The sequence below is a fragment of the Pseudomonas sp. Z3-6 genome (assembly GCF_051131985.1).
In the GTDB taxonomy this organism is placed as follows: domain Bacteria; phylum Pseudomonadota; class Gammaproteobacteria; order Pseudomonadales; family Pseudomonadaceae; genus Aquipseudomonas; species Aquipseudomonas zanjanensis.
Genome location: NZ_CP071644.1, coordinates 4,770,357 through 4,787,116, shown reverse-complemented (window position 1 = coordinate 4,787,116; position 16,760 = coordinate 4,770,357). Strand labels below are relative to the sequence as shown.

Annotated in this window: 19 protein-coding genes and 1 pseudogene; 9 read left to right on the top strand and 11 right to left on the bottom strand. The window is 59.2% G+C overall.

Annotation, left to right across the window (positions count from 1 at the left end; translation table 11 throughout):
- The first annotated feature begins 44 nt into the window (after positions 1-44).
- A complete protein-coding gene (locus tag J3P88_RS20685; protein WP_186705218.1) occupies positions 45-1,289 on the top strand; it encodes a lipoprotein-releasing ABC transporter permease subunit in 1,245 nt (414 codons plus the stop codon).
- A 201-nt stretch (positions 1,290-1,490) separates the two neighbouring features.
- Here J3P88_RS20685 and J3P88_RS20680 read toward each other — a convergent pair whose 3' ends face one another.
- Both J3P88_RS20680 and J3P88_RS20675 read right to left on the bottom strand, forming a co-directional pair.
- Entirely contained in the window at positions 1,491-2,843 is a 1,353-nt protein-coding gene (locus J3P88_RS20680) for a heavy metal sensor histidine kinase (protein WP_434571347.1), read from the bottom strand.
- Positions 2,840-3,520 carry a heavy metal response regulator transcription factor gene (locus J3P88_RS20675; RefSeq protein WP_434571345.1) on the bottom strand — a complete coding sequence of 227 codons (681 nt, stop codon included), beginning with the start codon at positions 3,518-3,520 and terminating at the stop codon, positions 2,840-2,842. The genes J3P88_RS20680 and J3P88_RS20675 overlap by 4 nt, the downstream gene beginning before the upstream one ends.
- A gap of 151 nt (positions 3,521-3,671) precedes the next feature.
- Here J3P88_RS20675 and copI point away from each other — a divergent pair, with 151 nt between their 5' ends.
- Complete coding sequence (gene copI / locus J3P88_RS20670) at positions 3,672-4,193, top strand: copper-resistant cuproprotein CopI (RefSeq protein ID WP_186705215.1); 522 nt, start codon at positions 3,672-3,674, stop codon at positions 4,191-4,193.
- 61 nt (positions 4,194-4,254) lie between these two features.
- Positions 4,255-5,085, top strand: a complete 831-nt coding sequence (queF, locus tag J3P88_RS20665; RefSeq protein WP_434571342.1) for an NADPH-dependent 7-cyano-7-deazaguanine reductase QueF — start codon at positions 4,255-4,257, stop codon at positions 5,083-5,085.
- A 184-nt stretch (positions 5,086-5,269) separates the two neighbouring features.
- On the opposite strand, the gene J3P88_RS20660 is transcribed toward queF, so the two are convergent.
- Both J3P88_RS20660 and J3P88_RS20655 read right to left on the bottom strand, forming a co-directional pair.
- Positions 5,270-5,533 carry a DUF4404 family protein gene (locus J3P88_RS20660; protein ID WP_186728232.1) on the bottom strand — a complete coding sequence of 88 codons (264 nt, stop codon included), beginning with the start codon at positions 5,531-5,533 and terminating at the stop codon, positions 5,270-5,272.
- 108 nt (positions 5,534-5,641) lie between these two features.
- The gene (locus J3P88_RS20655) at positions 5,642-6,262 is read right to left on the bottom strand and encodes an HAD family phosphatase (protein ID WP_186705212.1); all 621 of its coding nucleotides are present in this window, start codon (positions 6,260-6,262) and stop codon (positions 5,642-5,644) included.
- Positions 6,263-6,464: 202 nt separating this feature from the next.
- On the opposite strand from J3P88_RS20655, the gene J3P88_RS20650 reads away from it, so the two are divergent.
- The 3 genes from J3P88_RS20650 (at position 6,465) to rssC (ending at position 9,162) form a co-directional block, all read left to right on the top strand.
- On the top strand, positions 6,465-7,154 hold the full coding sequence (locus J3P88_RS20650; protein WP_186705211.1) for an MlaA family lipoprotein: 690 nt from the start codon (positions 6,465-6,467) through the stop codon (positions 7,152-7,154).
- Positions 7,155-7,498: 344 nt separating this feature from the next.
- Positions 7,499-8,680: a two-component system response regulator RssB gene (gene rssB, locus J3P88_RS20645; protein ID WP_053120765.1), complete on the top strand. Its 1,182-nt coding sequence runs from the start codon at positions 7,499-7,501 to the stop codon at positions 8,678-8,680.
- Positions 8,680-9,162: an anti-sigma factor antagonist RssC gene (gene rssC / locus J3P88_RS20640; protein WP_025212773.1), complete on the top strand. Its 483-nt coding sequence runs from the start codon at positions 8,680-8,682 to the stop codon at positions 9,160-9,162. The genes rssB and rssC overlap by 1 nt, the downstream gene beginning before the upstream one ends.
- 217 nt (positions 9,163-9,379) lie before the next feature.
- On the opposite strand, the gene tal is transcribed toward rssC, so the two are convergent.
- Complete coding sequence (gene tal / locus J3P88_RS20635) at positions 9,380-10,306, bottom strand: transaldolase (protein ID WP_186705210.1); 927 nt, start codon at positions 10,304-10,306, stop codon at positions 9,380-9,382.
- Positions 10,307-10,484: 178 nt separating this feature from the next.
- Positions 10,485-11,471, bottom strand: a complete 987-nt coding sequence (gene dusA, locus J3P88_RS20630; protein ID WP_434571338.1) for a tRNA dihydrouridine(20/20a) synthase DusA — start codon at positions 11,469-11,471, stop codon at positions 10,485-10,487.
- A 286-nt stretch (positions 11,472-11,757) separates the two neighbouring features.
- Here dusA and J3P88_RS20625 point away from each other — a divergent pair, with 286 nt between their 5' ends.
- The gene (locus J3P88_RS20625) at positions 11,758-12,066 is read left to right on the top strand and encodes a BrnA antitoxin family protein (protein WP_434571336.1); all 309 of its coding nucleotides are present in this window, start codon (positions 11,758-11,760) and stop codon (positions 12,064-12,066) included.
- A gap of 154 nt (positions 12,067-12,220) precedes the next feature.
- Here J3P88_RS20625 and J3P88_RS20620 read toward each other — a convergent pair.
- From J3P88_RS20620 to J3P88_RS20600, 5 genes and pseudogenes are all read right to left on the bottom strand, one after another.
- Positions 12,221-12,505 (bottom strand): annotated as a pseudogene (locus J3P88_RS20620) (type II toxin-antitoxin system RelE/ParE family toxin).
- Positions 12,495-12,737 carry a CopG family ribbon-helix-helix protein gene (locus J3P88_RS20615; RefSeq protein ID WP_434571335.1) on the bottom strand — a complete coding sequence of 81 codons (243 nt, stop codon included), beginning with the start codon at positions 12,735-12,737 and terminating at the stop codon, positions 12,495-12,497. Before J3P88_RS20615 ends, J3P88_RS20620 begins: the two are co-directional and overlap by 11 nt.
- A gap of 216 nt (positions 12,738-12,953) precedes the next feature.
- The gene (locus tag J3P88_RS20610; RefSeq protein ID WP_434571333.1) at positions 12,954-13,676 is read right to left on the bottom strand and encodes a metallophosphoesterase; all 723 of its coding nucleotides are present in this window, start codon (positions 13,674-13,676) and stop codon (positions 12,954-12,956) included.
- Positions 13,677-13,758: 82 nt separating this feature from the next.
- Entirely contained in the window at positions 13,759-14,358 is a 600-nt protein-coding gene (locus J3P88_RS20605) for a putative adenosine monophosphate-protein transferase Fic (RefSeq protein WP_434571331.1), read from the bottom strand.
- On the bottom strand, positions 14,351-14,527 hold the full coding sequence (locus J3P88_RS20600; RefSeq protein WP_434571329.1) for a YhfG family protein: 177 nt from the start codon (positions 14,525-14,527) through the stop codon (positions 14,351-14,353). Before J3P88_RS20600 ends, J3P88_RS20605 begins: the two co-directional genes overlap by 8 nt.
- Before the next feature lie 141 nt (positions 14,528-14,668).
- On the opposite strand from J3P88_RS20600, the gene J3P88_RS20595 reads away from it, so the two are divergent.
- Complete coding sequence (locus tag J3P88_RS20595; protein ID WP_434571327.1) at positions 14,669-15,889, top strand: putative DNA modification/repair radical SAM protein; 1,221 nt, start codon at positions 14,669-14,671, stop codon at positions 15,887-15,889.
- On the top strand, positions 15,880-16,758 hold the full coding sequence (locus tag J3P88_RS20590) for a TIGR03915 family putative DNA repair protein (protein WP_434571325.1): 879 nt from the start codon (positions 15,880-15,882) through the stop codon (positions 16,756-16,758). Before J3P88_RS20595 ends, J3P88_RS20590 begins: the two co-directional genes overlap by 10 nt.
- The last annotated feature ends 2 nt before the right edge of the window (positions 16,759-16,760 follow it).

Genomic DNA, 16,760 nt, shown 5'->3' with positions numbered 1-16,760 from the left:
TGCTGCAAGTGCCGGGTCTTTTATTTGCATACGGTGCCCAGCGAATGTTCAGACCGTTATCAATTTTCATCGGCACGCGCTATACCCGCGCCAAGCGCCGCAATCGCTTTGTTTCGTTCATCTCCATGACCTCGATGATCGGCCTCGCCCTGGGCGTGCTGGCGATGATCGTGGTGTTGTCGGTGATGAACGGCTTCCAGCGCGAAATGAGCTCGCGCATCCTCGGCATGGTGCCCCACGCCACTATCGTCGGCGTCAATCCGATCGACGATTGGCAGCCGGTGGCCGCCGCGGCGCTGAAAAATCCCGCAGTCACGGCGGCCGTGCCGTTTACCGAGATGGAAGGGATGCTGAGCCATAAGGGTTCGATGCAGCCGATCCAGATCAGCGGCATCGACCCGGCCCAGGAAGGCAAGGTGTCCATCGTTGCCCAGCATATCGTCCAAGGGCGTCTCGATGCCTTGAAGCCGGGCGAGTTTGGCGTCGTGATCGGTGAGATCACGGCTCGGCGTTTTCGCCTGAACGTGGGCGATAAACTGACCCTCATCGTGCCGGAAGTCAGCACCGCGCCGGGCGGTATTACCCCGCGGATGCAGCGCTTGAATGTCGTGGGTGTGTTCAAGGTCGGTGCGGAGCTGGACGGCTCCATGGCGCTGATTCACCTGGCCGATGCCGCGCAGATGCAGCATTGGCAGCCGAACCAGGTGCAAAGCGTGCGCCTGGCGGTGAAAGACTTGTACGCGGCGCCGAAGGTCTCGGGTGACATCGCCGCCGGTCTTGGTGCGAGTTACAAGTCTGACGACTGGACCCACACCCAGGGCAGCCTGTTCAGCGCCATGAAAATGGAAAAAACCATGATTGGCTTGCTGTTGCTGATGATCGTCGCGGTGGCGGCGTTCAACATCATCGCGACCCTGATCATGGTGGTGAACGACAAGGGCGCGGACATCGCGATCCTGCGCACCATTGGCGCCACGCCGCGGCAGATCATGGCGATCTTCATGGTCCAGGGCACGGTGATCGGCGTCGTCGGCACGCTGATCGGTGGCGTGCTGGGCGTGATCGCGGCGTTGAACGTCAGTGCGCTGGTGGGTTGGCTGGAACGGGTCAGTGGCCAGCACATCTTCAGTTCCGACGTGTACTTCGTCAGCAACCTGCCGTCGGAGCTGCAGCGTGGGGACGTTGTTCTGATCTGCTCGGCCGGGTTCATCCTGAGCTTCCTCGCCACCGTGTACCCGGCGTGGCGCGCGGCGAAGATCGAACCGGCGCAGGCGTTGCGGTATTCCTGAGGCCCCTGCAACAGTGGATTTGCTGACTCACTGCAAGCCCACTGGCAAGTGACGATTGCTCTTGTGGCGAGGGAGCTTGCTCCCGCTGGAGCGCGAAGCGCTCCCAAAAAACGTAAGTTCCGCGCATGCGTGCGCAGCATTTGGGGCTGCTGCGCAGCCCAGCGGGAGCAAGCTCCCTCGCCACAGGGACTTGCGTCGGCCTTAATTACCCTTTGGCAGTTCAATCAAAAACCGCGTCCAGCCATCGGCCGATTCACAACGGATCTGCCCGCCATGGGCGCGGATGATCGAGCGGGTGATCGCCAGTCCAAGCCCCGCGTGTTCGCTGCTGCCTTCCTGGCGGGCCGGGTCGGCGCGGTAGAATCGGTCGAACAGGCGCGGCAGTAAATCCGCTGGAACTCCCTCGCCACTGTTTTCCACGCTTACGCTCACCCCTTGAGCCCCATCGACCATCCTCACCCGCACTTCGCCGTCAACCGGGGTGAAGCGCAGGGCGTTGTCCAGCAGGTTGGAAAGGGCTCGACGTAGCATGTTGCGATCACCCTCGATCAGGCTCTCGCCGTCGCGACTCAGGCGTACGTTGGCGTCTTCGGCCAGGGGCGCGAAGAAATCCAGCAACATGTCCACTTCCTCGGCCAATTGCAGCGGTTCGCGATGGAGCGCCAGCAGGCCGTGGTCGGCCTTGGCCAGGTACAGCATGTCGTTGACCAGTTGCGCCATCCATTGCAGTTCTTCGAGATTGCTGTGCAACGCCTCGCGGTAATCCTCAAGGGAGCGCTCGCGGGTGAGGGTGACTTGGGTGTGGGTCAGCAGGTTCGACAGCGGTGTGCGCAATTCGTGGGCGATGTCGGCGGAGAACGCGGAGAGCCGTTGAAACGCGTCGTCGAGGCGTCCGAGCATGGCGTTGATGCTGTGGGCCAATTCCGCCAGTTCGGCGGGCATTTGTTCCTCTGGCAGCCGGGCGTTGAGGGAGCGGGCCGAGACATTGCCGGCAATGGCGCCCATGCGTCGCAACGGCCGCAAGGCGCGCCGGGCGGCCCAGGCACCGAGCAGGGCGGTGGCCAGGGCCGAGAGGCCGACGGTCAGCCAGATCAGCCGTTGCATGCGCTGCAGGAAATGCTGGTGATGAGTGATATCCAGCAGCAAGGTCAGTTGCGGCGAATTGGTTCGGTCGGGGTACAGCGGCGCATTCAACACTCGATAATCGTTGTCGGCATCGCTGAGGGTCGACAGGCCGGGGCGCTCCGGCAATTGCGCTGGAATCCGGATCGAACTGTCGTACCAACGCACGCCATCGCTGCCCTTGATGCGCAGCGCCAGATCGGCCTGACGGCTCAGTTCATCTTCCAGGCGGCTCTGGGTCTGCTCGGCGTTAAGGTCTTGCAGGGCCCGGCGCAGGCCGATCAGCTTGCCTTCGAGCAATTGCTGGTCCAGCTCGATGAAGTGCGCCTCGCTACCCCGGCTGAACAAGACCCCGGCGAACAACGACACCACCGCCGCGCAGGCGGCGAACAGCAGCGCCAGGCGGCTGCTCAGCGACCACCGGCCCCTCACAGGCTGCGCTCTTCAAGCACATAGCCCATGCCGCGCACGGTGTGGATGAGCTTATTGGGGAACTCATCATCGATCTTGATGCGCAGGCGCCGGATGGCGACTTCGATGACGTTGGTGTCGCTGTCGAAATTCATGTCCCAGACCTGGGAGGCGATCAGCGATTTGGGCAGCACTTCACCCTGGCGGCGCAGAAGCATTTCCAGCAACGCGAACTCCTTGGCGGTGAGGTCGATGCGCCGGCCGCTGCGTTCGACGCGGCGGCGGATCAGGTCCAGGCGCAAGTCGGCCAGTTGCAGGCTGGTTTCCTGTTGCGTCGAATTGCCTCGACGCAACAGGCTGCGCACCCGCGCCAGCAACTCGGAAAAGGCAAAGGGCTTGACCAGGTAATCATCGGCGCCCAGCTCCAGGCCGTGGACCCGGTCCTGCACCGCATCCCTTGCGGTGAGAAACAGCACCGGGGTATCCAGGCCGGCCCCGCGGACCGCTTGGAGGATCTGCCAGCCATCACGGCCGGGCAACATCACGTCGAGGATCAGCAAGGCGTATTCACCGCTCAAGGCCAGTTGCTGGCCAGTGATACCGTCGGCCACCAGGTCGGCGGTGAACCCGGCTTCGCCGAGGCCCTGGCGCAAGTATTGGCCGGTTTTGGTTTGGTCTTCGACGATCAGCAATTTCATGGGCGGCTCGAGGCAGGTTGGGACGAGGGCGTTATACCGTGGCGGGTGGGTTCGTGGCGCAACCTGACAAAGTTGTAATCGAGCTGTAAGCCGATTGGCAGGCCTGCAACGATAGAGTTTCCCACACGCCGAACCTGATTGGAGTATGGACATGTTGATGGGAAAACGCTTGATCCTGGCCGCTTGCGCACTGGCCCTCAGTGCGCCGTCGTGGGCATCGCCGGGGCATTATGATTTCGGCCAGCCTGCACCGGCGACCAAGGCCAGTCGCAGCATCGAGGTGGTGATGGGTGACATGACGTTCGATCCCGGTGCACTGGATATCAAGGCCGGCGAGACCGTTCGGTTCGTGCTGGTCAACAAAGGCCAGTTGCTCCACGAATTCAACCTGGGCAACGCGGCCATGCACGCCGACCATCAACAGGAAATGCTCAAGATGCAGCAGAGCGGCCAGTTGTTGCCGACCGCGATGAAGCCAGGGATGGATCACGCCGCCATGGGCCACGACCAGGCGAGCATGCGCCACGATGATCCCAACAGCGTGCTGGTGGAGCCGGGCAAGACCGGCGAGCTGACTTGGACCTTCAGCAAGGCCACGCGCCTGGAATTCGCCTGCAATATTCCCGGCCACTACCAGGCCGGGATGAAGGGCGACCTGACAGTCAGTCAGTAAGCACTCAAAGGCGGCGGCAAAGGCTGATAGAATCCGCTGATTCTTCAGTCAGGTTTCCATCATGCATCCCGCAGCCGAACATTCGCCGCTGGGCAAGTCCAGCGAATACATCGCCACGTACACGCCGTCACTGCTGTTCCCGATCCCGCGCACCGCGAAATGGGCGGAACTGGGCCTGACGGCCGAGACCCTGCCGTACAAGGGCGTGGATTTCTGGAACTGTTTCGAGCTGTCGTGGCTGCTGCCGTCCGGCAAGCCGGTGGTGGCCATCGGCGAATTCGCGATCCCGGCGGATTCACCGAATATCATCGAATCCAAATCCTTCAAGCTGTACCTCAATTCGTTGAACCAGACCCCGTTCGCCGACACCGCGAGCCTGGAAGCGACGCTGCGCAAAGACCTTTCGGCGGCTGCCGGCAAGCCAGTGGGTGTACGGATTCGCAGTCTCAAGGATGTGGAAAGCGAAGGCGTCGTGGCGCTGCCCGGTGCGTGCATTGACGACTTGGACATCAGCGTCGATTCCTACGCGCATCCGCGCCCGGAACTGCTGCGTTGCGATGCTTCGCGCATCGTCGAGGAAAGCCTGCATAGCCACCTGCTCAAGTCCAACTGCCCGGTGACCAGCCAGCCAGACTGGGGCAGCGTGGCGGTGCAATATCGCGGCGCGGCCCTGGACCCGGCAAGCCTGCTGGCCTACATCGTCAGCTTCCGCCAGCATTCGGATTTCCATGAGCAATGCGTGGAGCGAATCTTTCTTGACCTGCAGCGGTTGCTCAAGCCGGAGAAACTGACGGTGTATGCGCGGTATGTGCGCCGTGGTGGGCTGGACATCAACCCGTATCGCAGTACTGAAGCCGTTCAACTGCCGAACCATCGCCTGGTCCGCCAATGAGTAGCTAATGTGGGAGCGGGCTTGCTCGCGAAGGCGGTGTATCAGTCGACATCCATTTGGCTGACACACCGCCTTCGTCGGATCGCCGCCCGGAGCAAGCCCGCTCCCACAGTGGATTGCGTTTCAGAACGCCGACATTAAAAAGCCCTGCTAGCGATAGCAGGGCTTTTTGCATTTAAAGGGTTCAGATCCCCATGTTGCCCAAGGTTTGTACGATGTTGCGCAAGGTCCCGGCCAAGGTGGGGTGCTCCAGCTCGAAGCGTTCGACGGCCAGGTTCACATTGTCGGCGAGGTTGGTGTCCTGTGTTTTGGTTTCCAACTCAAGCTCAAGTTCGATCTGTTGCATCAGCGCGTGCAGGTCTTCGCGCTCGGCTTCGGACAGCGGTGGATTGTGGTCCAATTGCTCGCGCAGTTTATTGAGCTGTTCTTGCAATTCGCGGGCAGGCATTGGCGTACTCCCTTTATTGATAGGCACACCATGGACCGCGACGATGTGTCAAAAGTCCATGGCCTGCCTTAAGAGTAATCCACACTCACGCGCCCTGCATGATCCCGGTCAGGGCTTCTCGCCTTTAATGCGACGCAGACAGATGTCGGCCAGGCAAGTCTCGAGTTCGCCCAAGTGATCGATCACTGAATGCACCCCCAGGCTGAACAACTGCACGGTGGCCTTGGCGCGTTTGGCTTCCCGCGCCTGTTGGCTCAATGCCTGCCACTCGGCGGGCGCCAGGCCACACAAAGAGCCGCAGGAGGCCAGTCCGATGGTCCACAAACCTGCGTTGAGCCCAGACTGCAACAACCGGGGTTCGCCGCTGACCAGCACGCAGCCGTCCAACTGCTGGACATTCAACGCCATCAGGGCTTGCCAGCAGGCGTGCGGAGCCGGCCATGGATAATTTGTTGCAGGAAGTTGCGGTGCTTTGATGGACGTAGGCAATGCGGCCGCGAGGCCATGACTGGTGGCGGGGGGCAATTCGTCGAGCCAGGCGCAGGGGATGTTCAGATGCTGCAAGCTTTGCAGGCTTTCCAACGCGCCGGGTGTCGGCTGGGCGTGATCCGCCGGCGCTGCCCCTGGCTGACGAATGCGCGCGCCGAAATCCACCAGGCACCCGCTCAGGCCAAACAGTACAGCGGTGAGGCTGGGAGCAGGAAGGGGCAGGGCTTCGGTGCGGGGCATGGGAACGTCCTTGAAATAACCAGCAGCCTAAAGCGCGTGGATGACAGTCCGGTGACAGTGAAGTGAAGGGCGCCAGTAGCGAAAACATCCTACGGCCGGCATGTTTTTTCGGTGCTGCCTATCCTCGCGTTCCGTCTTATACTAGCCAGCTTACCGCCTGGGCTCGGCGCCCTTGCCTGAATAATCCAAGGAGTTTTCCCCTATGCGCTGGAGCCATCGTCTAGCTCAGCTGTGTCTTTCCGCCTGCGTCCTGCTGGTTCCGTTCGCCGCCCAGGCCGCTACGGAAGAAGATCCTTGGGAAAGCGTCAACCGGCCCATCTTCACCTTCAACGACACCCTCGATACCTATGCGCTCAAGCCACTGGCCCAGGGCTATCAATACGTGACGCCGCAGTTCCTCGAAGACGGCATCCACAATATGTTCCGCAACATCGGTGACGTCGGCAACTTGGCCAATAACGTGCTGCAGGCCAAGCCGGCCGCTGCCGGGGTCGACACCGCCCGATTGATCTTCAACACCACCTTCGGCCTGCTGGGCTTCTTTGACGTGGGTACCCAGATGGGCCTGCAGCGCAGCGACGAAGATTTCGGCCAGACCCTCGGCTACTGGGGCGTGGGCAGTGGTCCGTATGTCATGCTGCCGCTGATGGGGCCAAGCACCCTGCGAGATGCGCCGGCCAAGCTGGTGGATAACTACACCGCCCCGTATCGCTATATCGATAACGTTTCGGTGCGTAACTCCATCTGGGGCCTGAACATCGTCGACACCCGCGCCAGCCTGTTGTCGGCCGAGAAAATGGTGAGTGGCGACAAATATGTCTTTATCCGCAACGCCTACCTGCAAAACCGCGAGTTCAAGGTCAAGGATGGGCAGGTCGAAGACGACTTTTAATTTCGTCCTGTAAACCACGAAGGCGGCCCATAAGGCCGCCTTCTGTGCTTTCGGGGCGGGTTTGAGCGGGTTTGATCCTTCCATTGAGTTACGCTTCGCTCGGTTCTTATAACTCTCTGTGCTTTGACAAATAAAGACGGCAAGCGGCTATCTGCATGAGCTTGAAACGCCCCGCGGATGGGAGTACCGTCTGCGCCTTAGAAGGGCACCTCTGATGTAATTGTGTGTAGGGCAATGGCCTGAAACCGGTACGACAGAGAGGCTAGAAAGCGAATCCAGTAGTGCGTGCCAGGCCAGACCGCCCAGCCCGCTACGCCAACCTAATTCTGGCGCCGTTTGCCCACATGCCAAAAACCAGTGCCACGCTGCTGATAATCGACGATGACGAAGTGGTGCGAGCCAGTCTCGCAGCCTACTTGGAAGACAGTGGTTTCAGCGTCCTGCAGGCCAGCAATGGCCAACAGGGTCTTCAGGTATTCGAGCAAGACAAGCCCGACCTGGTCATCTGCGACTTGCGCATGCCGCAGATGGGCGGACTCGAACTCATTCGCCAAGTCACCGAGATCTCCTCGCAGACGCCGGTGATCGTGGTGTCGGGCGCGGGCGTGATGAACGACGCGGTCGAGGCATTGCGCCTGGGCGCGGCGGATTACCTGATCAAGCCCCTTGAAGACCTTGCCGTGCTCGAGCATTCGGTGCGCCGGGCCTTGGACCGTTCGCGCCTGTTGGTGGAAAACCAGCGCTACCGCGAGAAGCTGGAAACCGCCAACCGCGAGCTGGAAGCCAGCCTGAACCTGTTGCAGGAAGACCAGAACGCCGGTCGCCAAGTGCAGATGAACATGCTGCCGGTCAGCCCTTGGACCGTCGACGATTTCCGCTTTGCCCACCAGATCATCCCGTCGTTGTACCTGTCGGGCGATTTCGTGGACTATTTTCGCGTTGACGAGCGGCGAGTGGCGTTCTACCTGGCGGATGTTTCTGGCCATGGTGCGTCTTCGGCCTTCGTGACGGTGCTGTTGAAGTTCATGACCACGCGGCTGTTGTTCGAGTCCAAGCGCAACGGCACTTTGCCAGAGTTCAAGCCTTCGGAAGTCCTTGGGCATATCAACCGAGGCCTGATCAGTTGTAAGCTGGGCAAACACGTCACAATGGTCGGTGGAGTCATCGACGAGGAGACTGGTTTGTTGACCTATAGCATCGGCGGTCACCTGCCTTTGCCTGTGTTGTATACGCCAGACAGTGTTCGTTACCTGGAAGGGCGTGGTTTGCCGGTGGGCCTGTTCAACGAGGCCACCTACGAAGACCATGTGCTTGAATTGCCGCCGACCTTCAGCCTGACGCTGATGTCTGATGGCATTTTGGACCTTTTGACAGAACCTACACTCAAAGAGAAAGAAGCGGCCTTGCCTGAACGGGTGAGTGCAGCGGGCGGCAGCCTGGAAGGCTTGCGCCAAGTGTTTGGATTAGCCACGCTCGGGGAGATGCCGGATGATATCGCCCTGTTAGTGTTGAGCAGGAACCTTTGATGAGTACCGGTAGAATCCAGTTCGCCGAGCAGGACGGCACCTTCGTCCTGAAGTTTGTCGGTGAAGTGCGCCTGACCCTGTGTTCGGCGCTGGATGCGACTATTGAGCGGATCTTCACCGCGCTGAATTTCAGCGCCATCGTGATCGACCTGACCGAAACCCGCAGCATCGACAGCACCACGTTGGGCCTGTTGGCCAAGCTGTCAATTCTGTCGCGGCAAAAGGTCGGCCTGCTGCCGACCGTCGTCACCACCCACAATGACATTACCCGTCTGCTGCAATCGATGGGCTTCGACCAGGTGTTCAACATCGTGGGCGACCCTGTGCCGTGCCCGGAATGCCTGGACGACCTGCCTGACCAGGACCAGTCCGAAGAGGAAGTGCGGATCAAGGTGCTCGAAGCCCACAAGATTCTCATGGGGCTGAACGACTCCAATCGTGAAGCGTTTCATGATCTGGTGAATGCGTTGGAGCGTCCCTGAGCCTTGGGCTTGTGTAGATCGAACTGACGCTTTCGCGAGCAGGCTCGCTCCCACAGTGTCTTGCATAGACTACACTTTTGGATCTGCCCCCAATCTCCTGTGGGAGCGAGCCTGCTCGCGATGGCATTTATCAATCCACCACATCCCCTAGGCCAAACCGCATAAAAAAGGGCGAACCCACCCAGGTTCGCCCTTTTTGCATGCCTGCTGAATCAGCTCAAAGCTTGGCTTGCAGCAACGCCTCCAGCTTCTCCTGGTCCCGGGCAAACTGACGAATGCCTTCAGCCAGTTTCTCGGTCGCCATGGCGTCTTCGTTGGACAACCAGCGGAACTGCGCTTCGTTGAGGATCAAGCGCGCTTCCCCGGCTTGCCCAGGTGCCAGCTTGCGCTCCAGCTTGCCTTCGTCTGCGGCGAGTTTTTCCAGCAGGTCCGGGCTGACGGTCAAGCGGTCGCAGCCGGCCAGTTGCTCGATCTGGTTGAGGTTGCGGAAGCTCGCGCCCATGACCACGGTCTTGTAGTCATTGGCCTTGTAGTAGTTGTAGATACGCGTCACCGACTGCACGCCCGGATCATCCGCGCCGGTGTAATCGTTGCCGTTGGCTTTCTTGTACCAATCGTAGATACGGCCCACGAACGGCGAAATCAGGAACACCCCGGCATCGGCACAGGCGGCGGCCTGGGCGAAGGAGAACAGCAGGGTCAGGTTGCACTGGATGCCTTCACGCTCCAGCTGCTCGGCCGCGCGAATGCCTTCCCAGGTGGAGGCGATCTTGATCAGCACGCGCTCGCGGCCAATGCCGGCCTTTTCGTACAGATCGATCAGACGATGCGCACGCTTCAACATGGCCTCGGTGTCGAACGACAGGCGCGCATCCACTTCAGTGGAAATACGCCCTGGAATCACTTTCAGGATTTCTTGCCCGACCGCCACGGCAAAACGGTCGCTGGCCAAACCCACATCGCCCTTGCAGTCCGCCACGCAGGCATTCAGTTGCTCGGCATAGCCATGAATGGCCGACGCCTTGAGCAGCAGGGAAGGGTTGGTGGTGGCGTCGACGGGTTTGACGCGGGCGATGGCTTCGAAGTCGCCAGTATCGGCCACGACGGTAGTGAACTGTTTGAGTTGTTCCAGCTTGGAAGTCATGAGCGTGCTCTGTCCTATGGGTCTGTTGACATTACCCGAGGGCCGGCAGCCACTCAAGGGCGTGAAGAGGTATCGACGGGCCCCAGCGGCAACAACCTGAAAACGGCTGTTTGAAAGGCCGGGGCGGTATCGGTAGATACGATGCCAAAACCGCCCGCAGGTTCAAAGCAAGTGACGGTTAACGCCCCTCCAGCAACTGCCCCGCCTGATCCAGCAACCCCAGCGGATCCTTGGTTTTGTGAATATCCACCGACAATAACTGCCGAAACCGCCGCGCCCCCGGGAACCCGGTCCCCAGCCCCAGCACGTGACGGGTGATGTGATGCATCGCCCCACCCGCGGCCAAGTGATCGGCGATATAAGGCCGCAACTGCGCCAGCGCCTCGGCCCGAGAGATGATCGGCGCAGTGCTGCCGAACAACTGCTGGTCCACTTCGGCCAGCAGATACGGGTTGTGATAAGCCTCGCGTCCCAACATCACGCCGTCGAAGGTCTGCAAATGCTCGTGGCAGGCTTCCAGCGTCTTGATTCCGCCGTTGAGCACAATCTCCAACTCCGGAAAATCCGCCTTCAACCGCGCGGCCACGTCATAACGCAGCGGCGGGATGTCACGGTTCTCCTTCGGCGACAGCCCCTCCAGAATCGCAATCCGCGCATGCACGGTAAAACTCGTGCAACCTGCCTCGCGTACTGTCCCGACAAACTCACACAACTGCTCGTAACTGTCCCGCCCATTGATCCCGATGCGGTGCTTGACCGTCACCGGAATCGATACCGCATCGCGCATGGCTTTCACACAGTCAGCCACCAAACCCGGATGCCCCATCAGGCACGCGCCGATCATGTTGTTCTGCACCCGGTCGCTGGGGCAGCCGACGTTGAGGTTTACCTCGTCGTAGCCGTGCTCCTGGGCCATGCGGGCGCAGGCGGCGAGGTCGGCTGGAACGCTGCCGCCCAGTTGCAGGGCCAGGGGGTGTTCGGATGAGTGGTGGCGCAGGAAGCGTTCGTGGTCGCCGTTGAGTAAAGCGCCGGTGGTGACCATTTCGGTGTAGAGCAGGGCGTGTTTGGAGAGGATGCGTAGGAAGAAGCGACAGTGGGCGTCGGTCCAGTCCATCATCGGGGCGACGGAGAAGCGGCGGGACAGTGGGGCAGCTTGTAGGGACATTGGGAATCTGAGTCATTGGGGCGAATGGCCGCAGTTTATCAGGGATGCTTGTCGGGTACTTGACGGGCTCTCAAGCCTAGCCACTCAATCTTTGATGACAACCAGGCAGAGCGCATGCTCGGTCAGGTTTCAACGCGCACCTTGTATTGGTGATTTAATGTGGCTACGATAATTGCATGCAGATTACCTATGACCCAGCCAAAGACGCTCGCAACGTCGAAGAACGTGGACTTCCGTTTGCACGTCATCAGCTTTCGTAAAGCCAACAAACGGGAGGTCAAGAATTATGACCAAGAAACCCAGTCCTGAGAGGGTCGATACGGCAAACCCCGAATGGTCGACCGAAGACTTTGCCAAGGCCAAACCAGCCAGCGAGGTGCTTGTTGAGTTGTTTGGCAAAGCCCAGGCAAAGGAAATGCTCAAGCCAAAGCGTGGTCGCCCCAAGTCGGTAACCACTAAGGAGCACGTCAATGTTCGTTTCGATGCAGATGTGTTGGAGAGATTCAGAGCTTCTGGCCCGGGCTGGCAAACACGGATGAACGCCGCCTTGGCCGATTGGCTCAAGACGCATACACCAGAAGAACTGAAGGCTTAGTTGCTAAATACTGTTCGTAAAAAATTAGCCGCCGATGAGGCGGCTTTTTGCTGCGTGCTGATTAGCTTTGCCTCGGTAACGGTATAAGCGAGGTGGATGGCACAGTCTATCAGGGAAGGGCAGGACGTGGTGGGAGGGCAATATTACGCCGACTTCACCAGTTGGTGCGGGGGCGTTGTCGAGTGTGAAATACGCCGAGGATTTGAAGGCGATTACCGTGTACGCGATATGGAATCAGATAAGACTAGTTTGGGACTGCCCATTCCCGCGTCTGTTTAACTCGTCCTTCCCGACCCATTGCGGGAAACTGAGCCAATTTATCTACGCTGGCGAAGATCGCTTCGGAAAAGTCGTCAGCAGCCTTGGGGTTTTCAAGTGCAATATAGTTGGCTTCGTCCTCCAGGTTTTTGAGTGCTTTTTCCAGCCACTCAACCTGCATTCTGACCCCATCGCCGGACACGCATCGCTGCCACTTGCTCATCGGTAGCGAATTTTCCTTGGTCAGCTTCCTTTACGGCAAGTTCGATCTGTGTGGTCAGCGCTTTTTCGTGTTCGATGTAGTCGCGAAGAATGTCCATCGCCAGGTAGCTCGCACTTTGCCCGTTGGTCTTGGCCAGGTCGGCGAGGGAGTTCGATAGGTCTTCGGGCAGATTCAGGGATATGCCGGACATGGCAGCCTCGATGGTGGACGTTTTCGGGCATCTTACACCGTTGACCGAGCGCTTGAATCAGCAGGCCGTCGCAAGGTGTGTCTCGACGTGAATTGTTCCCCTCGTGCGCTGATCTGAAAAGCCTCACAGACGCCGTCCTGCGGATAAATGTGGGATATGGAATGGCATGACGTTGATCTCACACCGAGGATCAAGGCAAATGAGACTGCTCCATTCTCACTGGTCCATGCCTATGCTGATTATGGTTTCGGTTTGGATGTCTACCAAGCTCAATGCGCCGTCGGAAAATGAGCAGCCTGTGTCGATATAAACGACGTTGCCCAAGCGTATGACACCGGGTACTGTTGAGTGCCCGACATAGAGCCGATCTATTCCTTTAATGGACGTGAGGTCTTGTTGCTCGATTTTTTCTCTTGCATACAGCGCTGTTTTCAAGGCGTGCCGCTGACGTGGCTCCCCAGAATTTCCAGTAATAGCCTCTTTGGCTTCCTGGCAGTCATCGCTACTTTGGATGACGGGGGCTTCAGCATGAACTATTCCAATTGTATGATCGTTTGAAAGTTTGATTTCAATGATCAGTGGAAGTGCTTGCAGGGCTTTTGATAGTTCTTGCTGAATGTCGGGTTGTAGCTCGTAGAGCCAGGCACCACCGTTTCGGATGTGTCGGGGTATGTCCCCTTGGCCGGAGATACAGTCAATAAGCATCTGCTCATGATTGCCGCGTACGGCGTGGAACCAAGGCTTCTCAAGCCAGTTCAATACGTCTATGGAGTCGGGGCCTCGGTCGATGAGGTCGCCTACGGAAAAGATGCGATCCAGCTCAGTGTTGAAGTCTAGTTTGTTTAAGGCTGCTGTTAGAAGTTTGAAATACCCGTGAATGTCGCCCACCACAAAATCGCGACCTTTTTTGTTGGCTGGGAAAGATCTCGTCCTGTACATTTTCGGTGCTTCAGCAGATGTTGATTGGCGGTGACTGTATCACTTACCGTAAGGCGCTGAGCGAGGGAATAAGGTTGTACGGTCAAGCTTGAATCGCCTCACCAATACACTTCTCAAAAACCTGCTCCATAGGCTCCATGACGCCGTTGTAAGCCGCGATATTGGCGAAGATCCACTCGTCCTTTTCAATCCCCCACCAACTGATTTCAAACCCTGCATTCATGATGAGGTGTTCAAACAGGATGCGTTGCGCACGGCCATTGCCTTCGCGGAAGGGGTGTACGACGTTGATGTCGGAATAAGCCTCTGCCACAGCGACGATCAGCTCAGTCCGCTCCATGCCCTCGAACCAGTTTGCCGCGGCCATGTTGGCGAAGATTTTATTGGCTTCTTTCTCCATGTACTCAGGTTGGCAGAAGCGGGTGGCTTGTTTGGACATGCCAACGGTGCGCAACTCTCCAGCCCATTCGAACAAGTCCGAAAAGAGAATTCGATGAATGTTTTGAAGGTAGGCCAGGCTGTAGGGAGGAGGGCAGAATTCGACGTTGTCCGCTGCGATGGCCGAGAGCTGTTGTTCGGCTTCACTTAGGGTCGGTTCGTCACGGATATCGAGTTTGTTGCGCAGGACCGTGGAGCCGGGATAGCAGTAAGCGTCTTCACCGACTCCGTACTTATCAGGCATCAGGTTCTGTCTTGCTGAAAGCCTTTAAAACCTCTTCACGCGTTGGCATTTTGTGTTCGCCGTCGGCGAAGGTCGTTTTGAAACCTTCCAGACGGAGGCTGGCCGCGTAGTTGGATCTACGTGTTCTCGCGGCGTAGGCCTTTTTGGTTTCAAGGCTGACATTGCCCATGGGCTGGACCTCAAATCGCGTTGATGGACGGATTATAGCCCATCCCGTTGGCATGACCTATGTCGCGGAAATGACCAATGGCGCTTGCATCTCGGCGCGCCTCAAAATACTGTGTTTATATCCAGTATTCGAGAGCGTTCCATGCAACTGATCGCCAAGCTCGGCATTCTTGCCGACGCTGCCAAATATGACGCTTCCTGCGCCAGCAGCGGTGCTCCCAAGCGTAGCTCCCGTGGTCGTGAGGGGCTGGGGGCCACCGATGGCATGGGCATTTGCCACAGCTATACGCCGGACGGACGCTGCGTTTCGTTGCTGAAAATACTGCTGACCAATTTTTGCCTGTACGACTGCCAGTATTGCGTTAACCGTCGCTCCAGCAATGTGCCGAGGGCGCGTTTTACGCCGGAGGAGGTGGTCCGGCTGACCTTGGATTTTTATCGTCGCAACTGCATCAGCGGGTTGTTTTTGAGTTCCGGCATCATTCGTTCGGCCGATTACACCATGGAGCAGTTGATACGGGTGGCGCGGTTGTTGCGAGAGGAGCACCAGTTTCGTGGCTATATCCACCTCAAGACCATTCCCGATGCCGACCCGCTGTTGATCGAGGAAGCGGGGCGGTTGGCTGATCGCTTGAGCGTGAATATCGAGTTGTCCTCCGATATCAGCCTCAAGCGCCTGGCGCCGGAGAAGCAATTGACGACCATTCGCCAGGCCATGGGCATTATCCATCTGGGACAACAGGCGGTAGTCGGCGAGCCGCGAGCGCCGCGTTTCGCCCCGGCCGGGCAGAGCACGCAGGTGATTGTGGGGGCGGATACCACTGATGATCACGCCATCTTGAGCAACGCCGAGTCGCTCTACCAGGGGTACGGTTTGCGGCGGGTTTACTATTCAGCGTTCAGCCCGATTCCCGACAGCCCCGCCAGCGTGCCCCTGGCGGCACCGCCGTTGTTGCGGGAGCATCGGCTGTATCAGGCCGACTTTCTCATGCGCGGTTACGGTTACAAGGCGGGGGAGCTTTTGAGTGAAACCCGTAACCTGGATTTGGACATCGACCCCAAGCTGGCCTGGGCGCTGGCCAATCGTGAGGTGTTTCCGCTGGATATCAACCGCGCCGAACCCGCATTGCTGGCGCGTATCCCGGGGATTGGCCTGCGTAGCGTGCAACGCTTGGTTGCACTGCGTCGGGAGCGGCGGGTGCGTTATGACGACCTGGTGCAGTTGCGGTGCGTGCTGGAGAAGGCGCGACCGTTCATTGTGACCAGCGATTATCGGCCTGCCGACGCCCAGGTGCGCAGCGGTTTGCTACGGGCGCGGTTGCGCGACCCCCAGCGGCCAGAGCAGATGGGGCTGTGGTCGTGATTGCCCTGGATTGTGAGGATGATTTCTCCACGTGGCGCGACCAGGCTCGAACGTTGCTTGGCCACGGTATCGACCCGAGCAATGTCACTTGGGCCCAAGGTCCGATGGCCGATCTGTTGGCCGTGCCGGCAGCGCTGCCTCAAGAGCTTGGCCCGTTCCATACGCGGGTCCCTGCGGCCTTGCTGACTCAGCTCGAACAGGCTGGCCGCTACCAGGGCGAACAACGCTGGAATCTGTTGTACGAAGTGCTTTGGCGGGTTGCCCACGGCGACCGCACGGCCATGCTCGCCGGTGACCGCCTGGGCAGTGAATTGCAGCGGCGGATCAAGCAGGTGCAACGCGAGGCTCATCACCTGCATGCCTTCGTGCGTTTTATCCCCCTGACGCAGCAATTGGCCGAGCAACTGCAGTTGGACCTGGTCGCTTTTCATCAGCCGGCCCACGACATCCTCGAAAGCGCCAGCGGCCATTTTGCCGAGCGGCTGGGGCAGCAACGCTGGCTGATCGCAACGCCGCGCGACGGCATCCGTTTTGATGGGCAGTCATTGGATTACCGGCGACGTTGTCCCGCGCAATGGCAGCATTGGGCACGTCACGCCGAGGATCCCGGCGCGGAGCTGTGGCGAACTTATTACAAGCACATTTTCAACCCGGCGCGGCTCAATCCCCAGGCGCTGCGTCAGCACATGCCGGGGCGATTCTGGCGGCACTTGCCGGAAGGGGAGTTGATTCCTCGACTGGTGGGGTTGGCGCGGCGGGGGAAGCAGCGGGATGGGCAGGCGTTGGAGGTGGGGGAGAAAATGGGCAAGCGGATTATTGTCGGTCTGGGTGAAGGCACTGAGTTAAGACAGTGCCTTGCCCCTGAGTAAAT

What these genes read in the sequence shown, in the direction of transcription:
- J3P88_RS20600 (WP_434571329.1), bottom strand. Translation starts at nt 14,527, where the DNA reads ATGGGCAATGTCAGCCTTGAAACCAAAAAGGCCTACGCCGCGAGAACA.
- J3P88_RS20675 (WP_434571345.1), bottom strand. Translation starts at nt 3,520, where the DNA reads ATGAAATTGCTGATCGTCGAAGACCAAACCAAAACCGGCCAATACTTG.
- rssB (WP_053120765.1), top strand. Translation starts at nt 7,499, where the DNA reads ATGCCAAAAACCAGTGCCACGCTGCTGATAATCGACGATGACGAAGTG.
- J3P88_RS20625 (WP_434571336.1), top strand. Translation starts at nt 11,758, where the DNA reads ATGACCAAGAAACCCAGTCCTGAGAGGGTCGATACGGCAAACCCCGAA.
- J3P88_RS20615 (WP_434571335.1), bottom strand. Translation starts at nt 12,737, where the DNA reads ATGTCCGGCATATCCCTGAATCTGCCCGAAGACCTATCGAACTCCCTC.
- J3P88_RS20595 (WP_434571327.1), top strand. Translation starts at nt 14,669, where the DNA reads ATGCAACTGATCGCCAAGCTCGGCATTCTTGCCGACGCTGCCAAATAT.
- J3P88_RS20685 (WP_186705218.1), top strand. Translation starts at nt 45, where the DNA reads ATGTTCAGACCGTTATCAATTTTCATCGGCACGCGCTATACCCGCGCC.
- J3P88_RS20650 (WP_186705211.1), top strand. Translation starts at nt 6,465, where the DNA reads ATGCGCTGGAGCCATCGTCTAGCTCAGCTGTGTCTTTCCGCCTGCGTC.
- queF (WP_434571342.1), top strand. Translation starts at nt 4,255, where the DNA reads ATGCATCCCGCAGCCGAACATTCGCCGCTGGGCAAGTCCAGCGAATAC.
- J3P88_RS20605 (WP_434571331.1), bottom strand. Translation starts at nt 14,358, where the DNA reads ATGCCTGATAAGTACGGAGTCGGTGAAGACGCTTACTGCTATCCCGGC.
- rssC (WP_025212773.1), top strand. Translation starts at nt 8,680, where the DNA reads ATGAGTACCGGTAGAATCCAGTTCGCCGAGCAGGACGGCACCTTCGTC.
- J3P88_RS20660 (WP_186728232.1), bottom strand. Translation starts at nt 5,533, where the DNA reads ATGCCTGCCCGCGAATTGCAAGAACAGCTCAATAAACTGCGCGAGCAA.
- copI (WP_186705215.1), top strand. Translation starts at nt 3,672, where the DNA reads ATGTTGATGGGAAAACGCTTGATCCTGGCCGCTTGCGCACTGGCCCTC.
- tal (WP_186705210.1), bottom strand. Translation starts at nt 10,306, where the DNA reads ATGACTTCCAAGCTGGAACAACTCAAACAGTTCACTACCGTCGTGGCC.
- J3P88_RS20610 (WP_434571333.1), bottom strand. Translation starts at nt 13,676, where the DNA reads ATGTACAGGACGAGATCTTTCCCAGCCAACAAAAAAGGTCGCGATTTT.
- dusA (WP_434571338.1), bottom strand. Translation starts at nt 11,471, where the DNA reads ATGTCCCTACAAGCTGCCCCACTGTCCCGCCGCTTCTCCGTCGCCCCG.
- J3P88_RS20655 (WP_186705212.1), bottom strand. Translation starts at nt 6,262, where the DNA reads ATGCCCCGCACCGAAGCCCTGCCCCTTCCTGCTCCCAGCCTCACCGCT.